The organism is Dendrosporobacter sp. 1207_IL3150 (assembly GCF_036763085.1).
Taxonomy (GTDB): domain Bacteria; phylum Bacillota; class Negativicutes; order DSM-1736; family Dendrosporobacteraceae; genus JBAIYU01.
This window is the reverse complement of sequence record NZ_JBAIYU010000017.1, coordinates 309,226-327,633: the sequence shown is the minus strand read 5'-3', so window position 1 is coordinate 327,633 and position 18,408 is coordinate 309,226. Positions and strand designations below refer to the sequence as shown.

The 18,408-nt window shown below is 38.7% G+C and carries 16 protein-coding genes; 15 read left to right on the top strand and 1 reads right to left on the bottom strand.

The features are described from left to right. Nucleotides 1–781 precede the first annotated feature (781 nt). The 3 genes from V6C17_RS10750 to V6C17_RS10740 all read left to right on the top strand — a co-directional run bounded on the left by V6C17_RS10750 (nt 782) and on the right by V6C17_RS10740 (nt 4,247). Nucleotides 782–2,164, top strand: a complete 1,383-nt coding sequence (locus V6C17_RS10750; RefSeq protein WP_333522566.1) for a hypothetical protein — start codon at nt 782–784, stop codon at nt 2,162–2,164. A gap of 338 nt (nt 2,165–2,502) precedes the next feature. Continuing rightward, the gene (locus V6C17_RS10745; protein WP_333522565.1) at nt 2,503–3,267 is read left to right on the top strand and encodes a nuclease-related domain-containing protein; all 765 of its coding nucleotides are present in this window, start codon (nt 2,503–2,505) and stop codon (nt 3,265–3,267) included. 788 nt (nt 3,268–4,055) lie between these two features. Next, nucleotides 4,056–4,247 (top strand): hypothetical protein, encoded by a 192-nt coding sequence (locus tag V6C17_RS10740; RefSeq protein WP_333522564.1) that lies wholly within the window; start codon nt 4,056–4,058, stop codon nt 4,245–4,247. 98 nt (nt 4,248–4,345) lie between these two features. Here the strand turns inward: V6C17_RS10740 and V6C17_RS10735 are convergent, their stop codons facing one another. Continuing rightward, a complete protein-coding gene (locus tag V6C17_RS10735) occupies nt 4,346–5,284 on the bottom strand; it encodes a DUF4238 domain-containing protein (RefSeq protein ID WP_333522563.1) in 939 nt (312 codons plus the stop codon). A 168-nt stretch (nt 5,285–5,452) separates the two neighbouring features. Between V6C17_RS10735 and V6C17_RS10730 the strand changes: the two genes are divergently transcribed. The 12 genes from V6C17_RS10730 (at nt 5,453) to V6C17_RS10675 (ending at nt 18,337) form a co-directional block, all read left to right on the top strand. Then, the gene (locus tag V6C17_RS10730; RefSeq protein ID WP_333522562.1) at nt 5,453–6,970 is read left to right on the top strand and encodes a site-specific DNA-methyltransferase; all 1,518 of its coding nucleotides are present in this window, start codon (nt 5,453–5,455) and stop codon (nt 6,968–6,970) included. A gap of 13 nt (nt 6,971–6,983) precedes the next feature. Then, complete coding sequence (locus tag V6C17_RS10725; RefSeq protein ID WP_333522561.1) at nt 6,984–9,557, top strand: DEAD/DEAH box helicase; 2,574 nt, start codon at nt 6,984–6,986, stop codon at nt 9,555–9,557. A 980-nt stretch (nt 9,558–10,537) separates the two neighbouring features. Continuing rightward, nucleotides 10,538–10,849 (top strand): hypothetical protein, encoded by a 312-nt coding sequence (locus V6C17_RS10720; protein ID WP_333522560.1) that lies wholly within the window; start codon nt 10,538–10,540, stop codon nt 10,847–10,849. 160 nt (nt 10,850–11,009) lie between these two features. Further along, nucleotides 11,010–11,402: an AAA family ATPase gene (locus tag V6C17_RS10715; protein ID WP_333522559.1), complete on the top strand. Its 393-nt coding sequence runs from the start codon at nt 11,010–11,012 to the stop codon at nt 11,400–11,402. After that, a complete protein-coding gene (locus tag V6C17_RS10710; protein ID WP_333522558.1) occupies nt 11,399–12,004 on the top strand; it encodes a GTPase domain-containing protein in 606 nt (201 codons plus the stop codon). The genes V6C17_RS10715 and V6C17_RS10710 overlap by 4 nt, the downstream gene beginning before the upstream one ends. Then, complete coding sequence (locus tag V6C17_RS10705; RefSeq protein ID WP_333522557.1) at nt 11,985–12,569, top strand: hypothetical protein; 585 nt, start codon at nt 11,985–11,987, stop codon at nt 12,567–12,569. Before V6C17_RS10710 ends, V6C17_RS10705 begins: the two co-directional genes overlap by 20 nt. Further along, nucleotides 12,566–12,784, top strand: a complete 219-nt coding sequence (locus V6C17_RS10700) for a hypothetical protein (RefSeq protein ID WP_333522556.1) — start codon at nt 12,566–12,568, stop codon at nt 12,782–12,784. Before V6C17_RS10705 ends, V6C17_RS10700 begins: the two co-directional genes overlap by 4 nt. A 2-nt stretch (nt 12,785–12,786) precedes the next feature. Then, a complete protein-coding gene (locus V6C17_RS10695) occupies nt 12,787–13,104 on the top strand; it encodes a hypothetical protein (protein ID WP_333522555.1) in 318 nt (105 codons plus the stop codon). A gap of 58 nt (nt 13,105–13,162) precedes the next feature. Continuing rightward, nucleotides 13,163–14,959: a GTPase HflX gene (gene hflX, locus V6C17_RS10690; RefSeq protein WP_333522582.1), complete on the top strand. Its 1,797-nt coding sequence runs from the start codon at nt 13,163–13,165 to the stop codon at nt 14,957–14,959. Continuing rightward, the gene (locus tag V6C17_RS10685; protein ID WP_333522554.1) at nt 14,959–16,200 is read left to right on the top strand and encodes a methionine gamma-lyase family protein; all 1,242 of its coding nucleotides are present in this window, start codon (nt 14,959–14,961) and stop codon (nt 16,198–16,200) included. Before hflX ends, V6C17_RS10685 begins: the two co-directional genes overlap by 1 nt. Before the next feature lie 107 nt (nt 16,201–16,307). Then, entirely contained in the window at nt 16,308–17,507 is a 1,200-nt protein-coding gene (locus V6C17_RS10680; RefSeq protein ID WP_333522553.1) for a tetratricopeptide repeat protein, read from the top strand. A 20-nt stretch (nt 17,508–17,527) separates the two neighbouring features. Further along, nucleotides 17,528–18,337: a PRC-barrel domain-containing protein gene (locus V6C17_RS10675; RefSeq protein ID WP_333522552.1), complete on the top strand. Its 810-nt coding sequence runs from the start codon at nt 17,528–17,530 to the stop codon at nt 18,335–18,337. Nucleotides 18,338–18,408: the final 71 nt, after the last annotated feature.

The following is an 18,408-nucleotide window of genomic DNA, read 5'->3' as shown; positions in this document are numbered from 1 at the left end:
AACAACGCCTTTCCTCCCGTAAGCCAGTTTCTCGTCAATTCTAGCTTACAGGAAATGTTGTGAAGGTGGTCAACTTTTTTGTTATCATTTGGCACTTAGGTGGTCAACTTTTATGTTAGCAAAAACAGTGTAATTATGTATCCGCCTTAGAGGGCGTTGCGCGAGCATTAGCAATAGTTATTTAATTAAAATAGGAAATGTATTAGATGTAGCGTACGCGCAAGTCGCATACAAAACGGCAACACAAATTATTGAACAAGTCATATGTAGAAAGGCTAAGAAAACGCCGCAGGAGTTATTAGGGGATCGTTGGGAGGTAATTCAATATGCGGAGAAGTATAGAAACACGAAAGTACTTTTTTTGCGGCAAGAATATGCAGTCCGGCTCGTAGACGCATGTAAAGAAGTACTAAAAATACTTAAAGAGATGGATGAATAGACTTCCTTAAACAAATATTCCTATTTAGATTAAGTGAGTTAATAAAATGTAATGTTCAACATGTGGTGGCCCTTTGTTGGGAATTCCTTCTATCGGTGGACAAAGTTTAATAAAGTGCAGAAATAACCATTGTCCCTCAAATCACTTAAGGCCGTGTCCGAATTGCGGATCACAACGTAAACCGGTAAACGGAATACAGATTTTAGGTCTAGGAGACTGTAATTACTTGTGCGCTGATTGGGGAAGCAGTTGGAATACTATTGCGGAATTGAATAGATAAAACAGAAGAGCATCACTCAAAATGTTGATACTACTCTTAAAATGCACAGGCGGAGTCTATATTTGATAAAAGAAGGTAATTTTATGATGTTTTTAAGTAATTTTCCGGAAAAATATGTTGGGAAATCATTTGAAATAGATTGCGTTGATGTTGAAATTCATGGTTTTGATGATCACCAACCTCCAATATTTAAAGGTCCTGGAGTAATACGAGGAGATCAAGCAGGTCGGTTTTCATATAAAATATATAATCAAACTCCAGTAAACAAAGAAATTTTTAACTATTTAAAAGCCGTTAGGGAAAGTAAAGATCCTAAAAAGGTGAATCTCAGGTTGTTCGCAAAAGCTTATGATGGAATCGAATGGGCTGGTGGATGGTCGATACCCAATTTTGATGATTTCTCTAGCCAACCATATATATTGCTTCATGGTGAAATTGATAGTCTTTCTACACGGGTAAAAAAATTGCATGGAGATCAAACAAAAGACTCAACAGAATTAGTTTTTGCTGATAACATTCAATTACCTCTTTCGGGTACGGTAAAAATCCACCATTTACACAATGAAGAGGTGATTCGAACAAGTTGGAAAGGGGATCATCAAAATATTAATTTTGAAGGCATTCCGATGATTTTTCAGAAGAGCTTTAATGAAACTCGACTCCATGTGATAGCAGAGCATGGTGAAAAGTTTACGCCTCCTTTTATTGAAAACTGGATAACCGAGGCGTTAATTTTTGTTACTGCGCGGGTAATTCAACCCCGCATGGTGATAAGACATTTTAGTGATGATGCGTTAGTATTTATAAGGGCGACGCCCAAAGATACTCGAAGCCAAATTCCATCAGTATTATCTTTAGTTTCTAATGATACTGAAGCTTTCTGGTCACTTTTTACCGCTTATTTATCAAAGTGCAAAGTAGAACAACGCTTTGAACTTCTTGATATAACAAGAGGTTTTTATGAGTTGTGTTTAGCTAGCAAGGGAACTCTACAGGGCTTTCTTACGTCTTTGTCTGTTTATATAGAGTTTTGCATAGATCAAATTTTTTCTTCAGAAAAATCTACTGATGAACATAAAGAAAAGGTGCAAAAGCTTATTGAATTTGTTGGAACGTGGGAGTGCGATGATGGTATTAGATCGCGTGCCAAGAGTATTCTAGCAATGCTCAATAAACCCGCAATATCTGGAAGACTGAACATCCTAATTAGACAGTCGGTTATAAGTCCAGCTCATAAAAAGAGCTGGAATGAGACCAGACATTTTCTTGCTCATGGCAACATTATAGATTACAGCAGAGAAGAGGAATTTGGGCAGTATCGAAATTATCTCATATCAATGATGTATAGACTTATACTTAGAATAATTGGATACAAAGGTCAGGCTCTTGATTATGATGGTGAGAAGTTTATAATTGCACCCTATCAATGGAGTGATGAAACCTAGCGGTTAGAGAGGAATATCCATTTTTAGATTATCGGAACTGTTTAAAAGATAATTGCTCGGGTTTGATCTCATCGACAAACATAGAATCTTGGAGTGGTTATCAAGGAGGAGATGGCCATTACAAGCAAATAAGAATAACAGATCAAATGCTGCGGTACCAAGGTGTTGCTCGGGTATGGAAAAAGAGCAAAGGCTATAGGGCTGTCAAGAGATTCGATTAGGAACTATTGAACAAGAGAAGGTTTAAATGGATATGAATCAGAATTAAGTGACGGAATACCATAGTTAATGGTTAGATGAAATTAGCGTAAAGCATTGCTTAGAGAAAGGGAAAAGATTTGAACGAAATTTTGTTTGTTATCCCACTAATTATCTTAGTTGTTCTTTACATGTTATACGCGCCTAAAATCAAGGGATACATAGGTGAATCAAGAGTAGCAAGGCAATTGGGCAAGCTCAATGATGAAGAATATAAAGTTTTTAATGATGTTTTGATAAAGACGGGTAGGGGAAGTAGCCAAGTTGACCATATCGTCATCTCAATATATGGTATCTTTGTTATTGAAACTAAAAACTACAGTGGTTGGATTCACGGGAACGAGCATTCAGAATATTGGACTCAATCTCACTATAATGTTAAAACGAAATTTAGGAACCCGATAAGACAAAACTGGGCGCATATATATGCTTTAAAGGAAGCACTATCGGATTTTGAACAAGTAAAGTACTATCCCATAATTGTTTTTGCAGGTAGTGCAAAATTAAAAAAAATAAGTTCGAAAATACCAGTCGTTTATGATCATCAACTCTTTCAGACCATTATGAACAATAGGGGCATTCCCAATTTATCAATTGGACAAGTGAATACTATCGCAGATAAACTAAACAAAGTGAAACTCCAATGTAAGGAGTTAAAAAAAGCACATTCTCGTCATGTTCAAAATGTTGCCCTTGAACGTAAACAAAAGGAAAAATCATTAGTTTGTCCCCGGTGCAGTGGGAAATTAGTCGTTAGAGATGGGCAATATGGTAGGTTTTATGGTTGTTCAAACTATCCCAAGTGTAAGTACAAGCTAAGTTATGGGCAAAACAACTTCAATTAACATGAGCGTTTCACTGCATTCGAAGAAGGTGAATCGAAGCAGAAAGCTGAATGTTGATGTGATTGGGAATGATGACCAAAACTGCCTATAACATACTAGTGTTCGTTCTACAGAACCCTGTATATCTCAATGAGGTGTAGTGCCTCTTCTGAAATGGGGTGGCGAAACCAATACGCGAAATTCCTTTCCTCAGTAATATAAAGCGCTTAGCGAGTTTAACGGCAATTTGATATATCTGTTTACGTTAGCCCAGACTTATGTCTGGGATTTTTTGCGTTAGGAGAAGGGGTAATACAATTGACGAAATAAATAAAATGACCAGTATTTTTCAAAAAACTAGGGAATTTATTAGGCCAAATGGTAATGCAACGGGAGGATCATGGGATGGTCACTACCGATATTTCGTTTTAGAGGATTACCGTGGAAATCACCAAATTGTTAGTATATCAATTTTAGCTAGTGCAATACATAAATGACCCCGTATTTGGTAATAGAAAGGGCAATACCACTCTTGTTGTTGCCATAGATGATTTTGATAAAAGGCATAACTCTTTGCAATTAAATATCGATAAATATCTAAGCGATGCCGGACACGAATACTTATTTTCATGATGGTACACTAACGGCTGGCAAGGGAGGGGCTGCAAAAAGATCAGAAGTTATACAATATATAAAAAGAACATACTCCCGAACTTTTAGATGAACAGGGAAAGGTTTTTCTAGAGAAATTCCCTAAATCTTCTTGGGAGCAGGTTGAAAGTGCTAATTTTATTGGACGAGTTATACTTTTGGCTTTAAAAAGAGTTATTATAAACTTTGACAACAATTGTCAGGTACGTTTACATTATTCCGCTGGAGGAACTCTTCGCACAGCTATCATTATTGAAGCGCCACAGGAAGCGGCAGAAGAAGCTGTAAAGAAGATCTGGGCCAAAATAAAGTTTACATTGGCCATACAAAAACCGGGCCATGCTTATTAGAGGCATAGGCCCGGTTTGCTAATATTAAACCGAAATATATAACTCAATACTCATATGGGGCTAATGGTATATTGACACTAGGGACATGACGTGTTACTTCATTTCTTTAAAAGAATGTCTTCAGGAGGAAAATCCTGTAGTGAATCATTTTTTCCAAGTATCTTGAAAGACATATCCCGGCTGTAAACCTGTTCATGTGCATGTGATAATGTTTCAGTATTGAGGGAAGCAATTCCTAAACTATTAAACTCCATGATTGGAGAAGTAGGAGTAAATAATCCTATCAGTCCAATATTGCTACATAAGGGCATAAACACCATTGTTCTTTTAAAACCGAATCCAGGTGGATATTTCAACATGCTTTCCTTCGTCCACATCAATGATACTGGATTATCGCTGCATATAAATATATCTGATGGATTTTTTGGAATGACTAAGCCCCAGTATCTGTCTTTTAAGAGTGGAAGGAGAATATCGGCCATCATTAAACAAGATTGCATATTCCAATTTTGGCTAGGAGAAATTGCAAAACCGTCGTTATCATAAGCTTCTCTTACTTTCTCATAACTAGGATATTTACTAACACCAATTCCAACATTTTTCACATCTTTAAGTATTGAGTAATAACGTTCTGGATTAGCTAATGTTAAATCTAAAAATCGTTTAGTCACTTCAACGATAGGCTTGCCAAGCTGTTCTCGCATAGCCGGGACTTTACTTGAAGATAATGCTACCAAATGAAGAAGCGTTATAAGATTATCACCGGAAGGAAGCTTTCTTGTTTTAAAAATGTCCTTAAGAACAGTAGCGATTGCGCCTTCGATTTCAGCAAACCCATGTTCAATGACAAATGGATCTTGGTCTGAAATATCAATACGATAAAAATCGCGTATGTTTGCAATGCCATTTGGCCTACATTTCCACCTTTTGCTTTGCTTTAAATCTATAGTGTATAATTGACCGTCTTTTGTTCCATCAGAAGTAAAACCAGCTAAATACATTTGAGGTATATAATGATGACGACGCGGTTGACTCATATAATTACCTCCAAAATCTGGTGTTATTGTAGTACTTTAACTTTCTTACGAAAAGGAAAATATCCTGCATTGATGTAAGATTATGTAATTAATATAAAGTAATTAAAAGAAAATTGATTAAATGTGGTAAAATTAAAGATAGTCATTGCTAAATCTGGGAGGAACGACATGCCTATACTAAACTGGCTTGATAGAGATGAAACGATTAAAGTAGCAAATAAAGTACCGTTCCGCTTGCTTGAAGCCGACGATACATTAAGCTATGGCGAACAATCCGACAATATGATTATCCAGGGCGATAACTTGGAAGCACTGAAAGCATTATTGCCCTATTACAAAGGTCAGGTTAAATGCATTTACATAGATCCGCCGTACAATACAAAGTCGGCGTTTGAACACTATGATGATAACTTAGAACATAGTCAATGGTTAAATATGATGTATCCGCGGTTGGAATTGCTGCAGGAATTTCTGCGCGAGGACGGAAGCATTTGGGTGTCCATTGACGATAATGAAGTGCACTATCTAAAAGTTATTATGGATGAAATTTTCGGAAGAAGTAATTTTGTCGCTAATGTGGTTTGGCAAAAAAGAACATCGCCAGATATGCGATCAACACTCGGGGCAGGGCATGATCATATTATTGTTTATGCCCAGGACTATGAAAGACTCAAGAATGTTTTTCATAAGCTACCTAAAACCCCAGAACAAATAAAAGCTTACAAAAATCCGGATAACGATCATCGTGGTCCATGGGTTTCGACAGATTGTACGGCCCAAGCTGGCCATGGAACAAAGGACCAATTTTACAAACTTACCACCCCGGCAGGTAGAATAATTGAACTGCCGGCAAGTTTGTGCTGGAGATTTACACAAAAGAGAATGCAAGAGGAAATTGAAGCAGGACGTATTTGGTTTGGCAAAGACGGTAAAGGTGTACCTAGGAAAAAGACCTTTTTAAGTGAAGCGCCTGGTATCAATGCGTGGACTTGGTGGACTAATACAGAAGTTGGTCATAACCAAGAAGGAAAAAAAGAAATTAACCAACTATTTGGGGCAGATAATGCTTTTGCTACGCCTAAACCAGAACGTTTACTCCAGCGGATACTGCAACTATGTTCCGATTCAGGCGATCTGATTATGGATTCGTTCCTTGGGTCGGGAACTACTGCAGCTGTTGCCCACAAAATGGGTCGCCGCTATATAGGTATAGAGATGGGCGATCACGCCGTAACCCATGTTGTACCTCGTATGAAAAAAGTAGTTGACGGTGAAGAAGGTGGTATATCTAAAACAGTTAACTGGCAAGGCGGCGGCGGTTTCCGTTTTTACAAACTTGGTGAAGCCGTGATTGATGAGTTCGGTCACCTAAATTCGCAAGTAAAGTTTCCAGCACTTGCTGCCCACATCTGGTTTACGGAAACGAAAACACCTTATACCGGAGAAGCTGATTCTCCGCTAATAGGCATTCATGAAGGCACGGCTTACTATTTACTGTATAACGGTATCTTAGGCGATAAACGGCCTGACAGTGGCAATGTGCTGACAACTAAGATGCTGAATGCTCTTCCGCTCTACGATGGCCCGAAAGTAATTTACGGCGAAGCCAGTCGCCTTGGAGAAGCGCGCCTGAACCAACTAGATATTACATTTAAACAAACACCGTATGACATAAAAATGAGGTAGGAGGTGTTCTGCTATGGAGTTAAAAACATATCAAAAAAATACACTCAACAAGTTGACTGCATTTTTGGAGCAGGCAAGACTGATCGGTATTCAACCATCTTTTGAGAAGCTACAGGATGCTAAAGGTTACTCTACAAAATATGATACACTAAAAGAGCTCGAAGATGTGCCATACGTCTGCCTGCGTCTACCTACGGGTGGAGGCAAAACCTTGTTATCATCCTATTCAATTTCTACTGCTGCAAACAGCTATTTGGAGCAGGAATATCCGATAGTGCTTTGGCTTGTACCGACCGATATTATTCGCAAGCAGACCCTTGAAGTGCTGAAGAACCCGCTACACCCCAATCGGGAAGCTTTGGACAAGCAGTTTGACGGACATGTAGCCGTTTATGATATTAGCGAGTTTACCCAACTGCGCCCCCATAATTTGGTTGAAAAGACAAATGTTTTTGTGGCTACATTTGCCGCTTTTCGGGTTAATTCTACGGACGGACGCAAAGTGTATGCCCATAACGAAAACCTCGAACCCCATTTTAGCCATATTCCTTCTGTTGATTATTTGGAACGGGACGAAAACGGTACTCTAAAGTTTTCTTTTGCTAATCTTTTGGCTTATTCACGCCCGTTGGTTGTTATTGATGAAGCCCATAACCATGCCAGCAAACTTAGTGTAGAGGTTTTGCAGCGACTTCGTCCATCGGCTATTATAGAGTTTACCGCGACGCCAGCCACAAATTCCAATGTGTTATATAAGGTTAGTGCTTCTGAATTAAAAGCAGAGGATATGATAAAGCTTCCGGTACGGCTAATTGAACATAAATCATGGGAGGATGCCGTAACTAATGCCATTCAGACCAGACAACGGCTGGAAGAAGTGGCTCAAGCAGAACCTGCATACATAAGACCTATTGTTTTATTTCAAGCCGAGAATAAAGATAAAGAAGTAACCGTCGATGTGATTCTTAACCATCTTGTTGAGCAAGAAGAAATTCCCCGCGAACAAATTGCTATTGCGACTGGTGAACAACGTGAACTGGACGGTATAAACTTATTTGACCCGCAGTGCCCTGTGAGATATGTCATTACGGTGCAGGCACTAAAAGAAGGTTGGGATTGTTCGTTTGCCTATGTATTTTGTTCATTAGCTAAAGTCCAATCTTCCAAAGATGCTGAACAGCTATTAGGGCGTGTTCTACGCATGCCTTATGCCAAGCGGCGCAAACATGATGATTTAAATCGTGCTTATGCCCATGTGGCTGTTGCCAGCTGGCATGAAGCGGTCGGTAAGATTAGAGATAATCTTATTGGCATGGGCTTTGAAGACGTGGAAGCAAATGCCAACATTGATTATATGCCGCCTTTATTTGACATTCCGCCACAAGAAGAAACAGAAACGCTTGTGTTTCATGTTGAAACAGTACCTAAAGTGGAAACACTGAACCTAGCCTTGCAAGGAAATATAGCTATTATAGAAAAGCCGTCAGGTGGATACGAAGTAACTATTCGAGATGCAGGGAAAACGGATTTACAGGAGTTAGTCTCAAAAGCGACAGAAGTGTTTACCGATGCGAATGACCGGGTGCAATTGGTCAAGAAAGTGGTTTCGGCCAAAGCATATACTCGGCCACTCACGCTATCTGAAATAGGAGAAGTATTTTCTGTTCCACAGCTTTGCCTCGATTTTGGTGATGGACCAGAGTTAGCGGAGAAAGAAACCTTCCTGCCGAACAGTTGGGATTTACTTTCTTTTCCAGCTACGCTTGAGGCTTTCCAAGTGAACCATGAGACCCATGTCTATGAAATCGACATACAGGGAACCAAGTTGTCAGAACGTGCTGTTGGCACGCCGGAAGCGTTGGCTTTTGGCTCGGCCACACACTGGACACAAGTGCAATTAGTTCATTGGCTGGATAGGAAGCTTCGCCAGCCGGATGTGCCCTATGAAGCGCTGGTTGAATACATTCGCAGAGTGCTGGAACACCTTCAGGTACAAAAGCAAGTGAAATTACCTGATCTAGTGAAGCTGCGGTTTGTGCTGGAAAAGTTGTTACGCGAGAAGATTGCCGCCAACCGTAAAAAAGCTTATGATGCCGGCATACAGCATGTATTAATAGAAACGGAACATGTGGCAATAGTTGCTCCTGATGAGGCAATGACATTTTTGCCCGGAAGGTATCCAGCTAAGAGTTGCTACCATGGACGAGTTCTGTTTAATAAACATTTTTACCCGTTAGTAGGGGATATGAATAAAGAAGAGGTAGACTGTGCCCAAATTATTGATAGCCATAAAAATGTTAAGATGTGGGTGCGCAACATTGAAAGATATCGTGAATTCTCATTCTGGCTACCAACCGCTACTGACTTATTTTACCCTGACTTTGTTGTACAATTGACAGATGGCCGCATTGCCGCCATTGAATACAAAGGTAAGCCGTATGAAACGAATGACGACTCAAAAGAGAAGGATAACATAGGCCAGCTATGGGCGCGCCGTAGTAATGGCAAATGTTTATTCCTAATGGCAAAGAAGAAAGATGAGTGCGGAAAATCACTGTATCAACAAATTGACGAATTACTAAATTAACAAAAAACCAGATGGACATTTTTATACTGCCTCCGTTTATCGGTAAGGCAGTTTTTATTCTTCAGGAACTATTGAACCTTGATGATGTTTTTACAGCAAAATTGCAAATAACGTGCCGATTTGTTTTTTGCATATCAAACAACCGTTACTATATTAAGTTAGCCGCAGTGAAACTCGAGTTCGCTGATAAAGATTTCACGTGGTATCAACTGCGTTAAATGCGGAAAATTATCTCCTTATAAAATTGGGGGCTATTGCGGTGTTTGCTTTGATTCAACGGATTTAGTAACTATTGGCGAATCGGATTTGTCGCGCTTTGACTTTTGGCGGACACCGGTACTTAACGCTTAAAAAAACTCGTTACTAATCACACTATTGATACCGAGTAACAAACAGCCAAACTATCACATAAAGAAACCAGAAGCGACACGTGGAGCCGTACAGAAAAATATGAAATACGTTTCCAAGATATTAACGCAGGAGAAAATGCCGAGGAATCAATTGATGTATTGAATTGCACGACAACTGTGGAGGTTGGTATTGATATTGGCTCGCTAACCGCTGTTGGCCTTCGTAACATACCACCAATGAGAGAAAACTATCAACAACGTCAGGGCGGGGCGTAAAAATGCCGGCATCTCTACTATAGTTACATATGCTTCTGGAGAAACACACGATAGTCACTACTTCTTGCATCCCGATGAAATGATCTCCGGTTCTCCGCCTAAACCTTGGGTAGACCGGAACAATCCCAAAATCAGGTAGCGGCATATAAATATGTTGGCTCTGAACAGCTTCATGTCGACTCCAGGTATGAAGACCCAATTCGACGGTATTGTTGATATAGGAATAATATAGTTCTGCGAAAAATTCGGCGTTAAAATTTTGTAGCTTACGCTGATTACATGGACTTGTCAACTGATATTACGATTTCTAAATTCCGGAAATAAGCCAAAGCGTTTTAGCTGAAGGTAGGCGTAATGAGTTTATTAACAATGATAAAGAGACATCGGCTTCTGACGTCTTCTATCGTGAAGGCTTTATACCATCATATTCATTCTCCCAAGAACGTTGTAAGGTTTTTCTTGGAGAAAGAATCTGAACGAGGCAAAAATGCTCCTCGTGAGATAGAATATGCTCCAGAAAGAGATCTCGCTATAGCTCTCAGCGAGTATGCGCCCGGTGGGTTCGTTACGATCGGTAAAAAAATATACAAATGTGGCGGAATTTACGCTAATCGCGCAGTAAGTCTTGGTATTAGTCTGAGCGTAAAACAAGGGATGCATATATGACTGGAATCCTAGAAAAATGAATGCTTATTCACCGGATGATTACTATCATGAAGTTGATCATACTTATTTAACAGAGTCTATTACTAATAGCCATTAGCGTGAATACCGCCAAATGAGTGCTTTATTTATGCCCATTTGTATACTGAGTATCGTGAAATCTATGGAGGATCATAAAAATGATCTAATCTTAATACTTGCCGGTTATCAAAAAGAAATGGAAAGTTTCCTACAAACCAATCCTGGTCTAAGATCACGGTTCCCCATACATATTGATTTCCCAGACTACAATCAAAATGAATTAATTCAAATTGCCGAGCAAATGTGCGCAAAACGTCAATACACTATGTCAGACGAAGCTTTAAACTCACTTATGCTAGTAATAACTAAACAAAAGGGACTAAGAGACGAAGCCTTCGGAAATGCCCGAACAATTAGGAATATTATTGAAAAAGCCATAAGACAACAAGCAGTGCGTCTTATCGCAAAGTCAAATACCACAAGGCAAGACTTAATATCACTTGAACCAGGAGATCTAACGGAGGTGCGACTATGAGAGAATTTATTATCGTAGGCCTGCCTAACTCCGGAAAAACAATGTTCACTCTAAACTTTGCCCAGTATTCCGGAACAAAAAATATTGACGTTACTTTTCGTACATATGACGGACTGATATCCTGCCGACATTTCACTATAGATGAAGCCAAGCGTGAACTCTGTAGTTCCGCTTTTCATAAAACCAGATCTTTACAATCAGTAATTCTAAAAATAGCTGTTGGTAAAACGACTATTAATTTTAAATTAACAGATACGTGCGGACTAACACCGCAAATAAATCATGATGACGGCATTCGAAAAGGCATGGCTCAAACTATTAATTTCATACGAAGCGCCGATTTTATATTTCACATTGTAGACCTTTCATTGTTAACAAAAGATTATCTAAATAACCCGCATAATATTGACCGCGATATTTATAATTACGGTGTTGCTCGTAATAATTATCTACTTCTTGCAAATAAATTTGACTTACAGATTTCGCGAGATAATCTACCACGACTTACTTCAGCTTTTCCCCAGGCAAACGTTATACCTATTTCGGCTTTACATAGTAACGGCTTTAAGGAGGTTCGATCCTATGTGGCCAGGAATATATGAATTTGCCAGTACAATTTTAGCAGTATTATTATGCGCTGCTTCAATAAAGCTTGTTGATGATTATCTTGATCGAGATCTAGATAATCGTATAGGTCGAACAAATTGGGCTCATAAGCTAGGAAACAGCACTACGTTATATTCCATGATGCTTTTAATTATAGCTGCCGGTCTAAACTCTTCTTTAAGCCTGTCACTGTTTCTGAGCAGTTATATAATTGGGATGTTTAATGACCTAAAACAAGTATTCCCTAGTAAGTTAACTGGCTTTCAAGAATCGTTAGTTGTGCTTGTAATCGGAGTACTCTTATTTAAATGGGATTATATGTTATTTTCTCTGCTCTTTGTTTCATCAATACAGTTAATTGATGATTGTATTGATTATAATATCGATACATTAGCAGGCTATAGAAATTTTGCTCACCGGTTTGGCGTTATTGAAACTATGTTAATCGCTGCAATTGGTATCATTACTTCGTGGTGGATAAATGAGACTATATTTACTCCTGTTATAAGTGGTACTATTATTTTTTACATAGGATTGCTCTATAAGGAGGCTAATCAATGATACTCTATTTATTGATGTTGTTGGTCGGCCTCCTTATAGGATATGTCTACGGAAAAAACAAGGGCTTTATTATTGGCAAAGAACAAGGTAAGTCCGAAATGCCTTTAACTTTGCGCCAGCAATCACTCGAAGAAGGCTATTGTGTTCTATGCGCAAGCCCGTCATGTATAAACCATGATTCCTCAAGTAATAATAGCCATAAGAAGGAGGAATAGTGGTGGAAAATTCCAGAATTGCACGTAAACAAAAATCAAGTCAGGAGTTTAGCAAAAAAAGTAAGCTAGTCGTATTAATTTTGCTAACTGCAAGCTGCCTATTCACTGCATGGTATTTAAATTATAAATTGACATTTACATTTATAGCCGTTATTATTTTTTTTGGTACGATTTGTCTTAAGCCTATGGAATGCAAGAAATACTTGCCTGGTATTAACTCACCTAGTATATTAATTCGGTGCATTTCATCGTTAATATACTTACTTGCTGTAATCGCTCTTATAAGCCATGCAGGGCAAAATGTTAATTCGTTTCAATAGTAATTCGAGGCTAAACAAGCCTCTATTTTTATTAAAAAATATAAAGGAGTGAGATTTGATGATACTTCATGGCGATATTTCGGGAATACGAAAAAACATCCTTGAAAAATTAGAGCAACTTTATAATTTCAGCTTATCTGTTGGACAAGTAATAAGTGAGGATTTAGCAACGTCTATTATAGAGTTAAGTCAGATAATAAATCGTGAAATCGCGGTCTATATTAATAGGCGGGGTAAAGTAACTCATGTTGCAATTGGTGACATTAAAACAGTTACCTTACCGGATACTGAGAGTAGACGGTCAGAGCATCGTTTAAGCGGGATACGCTGTATACATACGCATCCGGGTGGTGACAGTCGGTTAAGCAGTTTGGATATTTCAGCTCTCAAAAGAATGAGATTTGATCTTATGGCTGCAATAGGTTTGAACCCTAATGGTCTCAATCAAGTAAGCTTTGCCGTAATAAGCGGCACTGAAAAAGATGACACATTAGCAGTACATACTTTTGAGCCGATGTCTCTTGATAGTTTTATTAAATTAGAATTTAATAACTTGATTTCTCAAGTTGATCGGATATTAGAGGCAAGTAAAAAATCTAAGAATTTAATTCAAATTGAACGAGCAATATTGGTCGGGCTAGATAGACCAGGTAACTGGGAAATAAAAGATTCTTTAGCGGAGCTCGAACAGTTGTCTGAAACTGCAGGCGTTGAAGTAGTTGGTCAACTTTGGCAAAAGAAGGATCGTCCTGATTCCGCTTTATTTATTGGAAAGGGCAAAGTCCAGGAAATATCCCAGCTAATTCAAGAACACAATGCTAATGTAGTTATCTTTGATGATGAACTTTCACCTTCGCAGCAACGCAACCTTGAACAAGTACTAGGAATTAAAATTATTGATCGCACGTCCTTAATCCTTGATATATTTGCTCAGCGTGCACGTTCTCATGAGGGTAAGCTGCAAGTAGAACTTGCTCAACTCAGATATAATATGCCGCGTATAGGTGGACAAGGCTTAATTTTATCTCGTTTAGGCGGAGGTATTGGTACCCGCGGTCCTGGGGAGACCAAACTCGAGGTTGATAAGCGTCGTATCCGTTCTAGAATTAGTGAAATAGAACAACAGATTGAAAAGGTGAAAAATCATCGCCAACTACATCGTGAGAATCGAATTTCGTCCAACATTCCAACTATTGCTTTGGTTGGTTATACTAATGCCGGAAAATCTACATTGTTAAACAGGCTTACAGCTGCAGGCGTATTAGCCGAAGATAAATTATTCGCCACCCTTGATCCTACTACACGAAAGGTTACTCTTCCAAATGGACGTGAAATCTTACTAACCGATACTGTTGGTTTTATTCAAAAACTTCCCCATCATCTAGTAACGGCTTTTCGGGCAACATTAGAAGAAGTTGTCCAGGCTGATTTATTGCTTCATGTAGTTGATTCAAGTCATTCTAATTATGATCTTCAAATGGAAGCTGTTTCTAAAGTTCTTAAAGAACTACATGCTGATATTAAACCAACGGTCATTGTATTTAATAAAAGTGATAAGCTGGAGGATACTATTCTATCCAGGTTATTAGCAATACAAAATAGTGTAGCAATTTCAGCACTAAAAGGAAAAGGTTTAGAAAAACTTCTAAACTTTATAGAAGATTTTATTCAGTACCAATCTATCGAAATGAGTCTGCTTATCCCTTATTCTGATAGCAGCGCTCTATCGCGGCTATTTGATACATCTGTTGTTACATTTAAGGAATATAGAGAAAATGGTACTTTCGTGAAAGCTTCAATACCTGGGGCACTAAGCCAATATTATTCTAGTTATGAAATAGGAGATGAGGAATAATGTACCCGTTTTCCAAAAAGATTTTAGAAACACGTGATATAGCTCTAAATGAATCGCGCAAATTATTTAGCAGAGTTGATGAAGTCTCCGAAATAAATACTCTTCGAGTACTGGAGTGTTTTCGTAAAAACCGGGTTTCCGACTATCATTTTCGGACAACTTCAGGATATGCTTATAATGATGCCGGAAGAGAAAAATTAGAAGAGGTATGGGCAGAAATATGCGGTGCTGAAAAAGCGCTTATAAGAACGCAATTCGTTTCAGGTACGCATGCCTTAGCTACAGTTCTTTTTGGAATTCTACGCCCCGGGGATGAGTTATTATCAGTTACTGGCACACCTTATGACACTATGCAAAGTGTAATTGGTCATCATTATGATACTCCTGGTTCGCTAAAAGAATTTGGTATAACTTATTCAGAAATACCAATGAAACACGATAAGCTCGATTGGGATACAATTAGATCTGCAATAAACTCAAATACTAAGATGGTATTAATACAGCGTTCACGTGGTTATAGTATGCGATCGCCAATTACAATCGATGAAATAACCGAATTGTGTTCAACGATTAAAAGAATTAAACCAGATTGTATTTGTTTTGTTGATAATTGCTACGGAGAGTTTGTTGATACTATGGAACCAACAGCAGTAGGGGCTGATATCATGGCCGGGTCACTTATAAAAAACCCAGGGGGAGGAATAGCACCAACAGGAGGTTATATAGCAGGTCGAGAAGATTTAGTCGAATTAGCGGCATATCGTCTAACGGCACCGGGTATAGGCAGTGAAGTTGGAGCCTCACTTGTTGATAACCGACTACTATTCCAAGGCTTATTTCTCGCTCCACATGTTACTGCACAGGCGATAAAAGGTGCAATTTTTGCTTCTGCATTTTTTTCACAATTAGGATATAAAACATTACCATTATTAACTGAAGACCGTAGTGACATTATCCAGGCAATCGAATTGGAGACACCACAAAAGATGATTGCTTTCTGTCAAGGTCTACAGAAGTATTCACCTATTGATGCACATGTTCGTCCAGAACCTAGTTCTATGCCAGGGTACACAGATGCAGTAATTATGGCAGCTGGTACATTTATACAGGGATCTTCAATTGAATTAAGTGCAGATGGACCACTTCGCCCCCCATATGCAGTATATTTACAAGGCGGCCTAACTTTTGAGCATGCTGTAATAGGCGTAATGGGAGCTGCTCAAGAAATAGATAATTTGTAGAATACTATACTTATTTGTTTTTTACGACAGGAAATAGTAGTTGTATGTCGAATAGTGATGTGTGTCGGATATTGAAATGAAAGTAAAGTAGATTTATGGTGACGTATATGGAATATATAGTTATTAACTTATTGACAATCTCATTTAGTACGCTTTTATTTAATAAAATCTCTAATAGAGTTTGGGGTTTTCAATTACATACTTTTGCTATTGCTTCATGCGCGGCAAGTGCCTTTATGATAAATTTATTATTTATGATAGTATCAAGCCATTTTTCAGGTGTGAAGCTGAGTTTACTATACTTTCTACTACCGTCATTATTCTTCGCTTATTTGATTACTTACCATACTAAAAGTGCTAAGTTCACAACCACAGCTGTTTCAGCAAATATTAACATAAGCAAAAAAGAACAGTCAGAGGAATTCCAAACTACATGCAGTTTGGGTCAAGCCGTTGCTCCGGAGCAGACAGTTAACTTTGAACAAGACGTTGTCTCAGAGCAGTCACTCGACTCAGAACAAGACGTTGTCTCAGAGCAGTCACTCAACTCAGAACAAGACGTTGTCTCAGAACAGTCACTCGGCTCAGAACAACCCATTGTCTCAGAACAGTCACTCGTCTCAGAACAACCCATTGTCTCAGAGCAGTCACTCAACTCAGAACAAGACGTTGTCTCAGAGCAGTCACTCGACTCAGAACAAGCCTTTGTCTCAGAGCAGTCACTCGTCTCAGAACAAGACGTTGTCTCAGAGCAGTCACTCGACTCAGAACAAGACGTTGTCTCAGAGCAGTCACTCGACTCAGAACAAGACGTTGTCTCAGAGCAGTCACTCGACTCAGAACAAGACGTTGTCTCAGAGCAGTCACTCAACTCAGAACAAGCCATTGTCTCAGAGCAGACAGTTATGTCAGAACAGGCTGAGCTTGATAGCCTTCTTGATCGCGCTTTGCTGCACAAGCAGAATAATAATTCCACTGAAGCCCTCAAGGTATTAAGCACTGCAATTAAACTATATTCTAATAACGATTATGCACCTTTTATATTAATCGAAATCGGAAATATCTTAAGAAGCGCAGGGGCCTATGACGATGTCATTGAAATTTATTCTCAAGGTCTTGCATTACCGGCAATAAAGAAAGATTATCAATTGCGTCAGGATTTTATAAATACTATTGCCTATCTACGAATTCTAAAAAACATACTAATTACGCGTGGTCTTGGTTTTGTGAAATATGAAAATATTCCAAGCGACATCCATGCCGAGATAGATTCTGAATTTCGCGAATGGCGCGTTATTACTAAATAATATTTCTTAGGAGGAATATAATGAAAAAAAGTGTAGAAATTCTTGGTTTACCTATTATTAGCATTAGTGAGGGTAGAGAACTAGGAAGAAGCCGTTTTTTAGTTATTAATCCAGAACAAGGGGTCGTGGCTGCACTTGCAATCGAGGATGATAAATGGTACCAGGGGGCTAAGTTACTTCCTTTTTCTGCCGTTACCGCAATAGGTGAATATGCAATAACAATTAATAGTAGTGCAGATATTTTGCCAATAGCAGACGCAGCAGATCTAGAAAAGCTTCTGGAATCCAATATTCAAATAATTGGTACTAGAGTCATAACAAAAGCAGGTAGAATTCAGGGGAAAATTACTGAAATAGTAGTTGATGAAACAGGAACCATTTCAGTTTGTGAATTAGAAGATACTACTGGACAAATCTCAGAAATTCCTGCTCAACGTGTATTCACCTTTGGTAAAGAAGTTACAATTATTTCAGATGGTGAAATCAAAGAAGCAAAGCCAGCTTCATCGAAGACAGATGCATTAAAATCGGCAGAAACAGCACCAGTAATTAAACCAGTCGCGGTTCAAGAAGAGCCAGTTATAGCGCAAGAAGTTGTACCTCCAGCCCCAGTGGCTCCAGCAGATAAGGCTGAAAATGAGGAAGATACCTCTTCAAAAAAGTTTGACGAAAGGCACCGTAAATACCTTCTAGGAAAGAAAGCTAGCCGTCGAATTGAAACCGATAACGGTGTACTCATTGTAGAACAAGGTTCTGAAATTACTGAAGAAGTTCTCCAAAAAGCAAAATTAGCTGGGAAATTTGTTGAGCTATCCATGAATATACAATAATTAATAATCCCCGCTACGCGGGGATTATTAATTACAAGATATCATTGGCTTGTCGCAAATTTCACCGTGCA

Excerpts from the sequence above, each read along its gene's own strand:
- V6C17_RS10730 (WP_333522562.1), top strand. The coding sequence starts at position 5,453 with ATGCCTATACTAAACTGGCTTGATAGAGATGAAACGATTAAAGTAGCA.
- hflX (WP_333522582.1), top strand. The coding sequence starts at position 13,163 with ATGATACTTCATGGCGATATTTCGGGAATACGAAAAAACATCCTTGAA.
- V6C17_RS10710 (WP_333522558.1), top strand. The coding sequence starts at position 11,399 with ATGAGAGAATTTATTATCGTAGGCCTGCCTAACTCCGGAAAAACAATG.
- V6C17_RS10705 (WP_333522557.1), top strand. The coding sequence starts at position 11,985 with ATGTGGCCAGGAATATATGAATTTGCCAGTACAATTTTAGCAGTATTA.
- V6C17_RS10675 (WP_333522552.1), top strand. The coding sequence starts at position 17,528 with ATGAAAAAAAGTGTAGAAATTCTTGGTTTACCTATTATTAGCATTAGT.
- V6C17_RS10700 (WP_333522556.1), top strand. The coding sequence starts at position 12,566 with ATGATACTCTATTTATTGATGTTGTTGGTCGGCCTCCTTATAGGATAT.
- V6C17_RS10725 (WP_333522561.1), top strand. The coding sequence starts at position 6,984 with ATGGAGTTAAAAACATATCAAAAAAATACACTCAACAAGTTGACTGCA.
- V6C17_RS10715 (WP_333522559.1), top strand. The coding sequence starts at position 11,010 with ATGGAGGATCATAAAAATGATCTAATCTTAATACTTGCCGGTTATCAA.
- V6C17_RS10685 (WP_333522554.1), top strand. The coding sequence starts at position 14,959 with ATGTACCCGTTTTCCAAAAAGATTTTAGAAACACGTGATATAGCTCTA.
- V6C17_RS10680 (WP_333522553.1), top strand. The coding sequence starts at position 16,308 with ATGGAATATATAGTTATTAACTTATTGACAATCTCATTTAGTACGCTT.
- V6C17_RS10735 (WP_333522563.1), bottom strand. The coding sequence starts at position 5,284 with ATGAGTCAACCGCGTCGTCATCATTATATACCTCAAATGTATTTAGCT.
- V6C17_RS10720 (WP_333522560.1), top strand. The coding sequence starts at position 10,538 with ATGAGTTTATTAACAATGATAAAGAGACATCGGCTTCTGACGTCTTCT.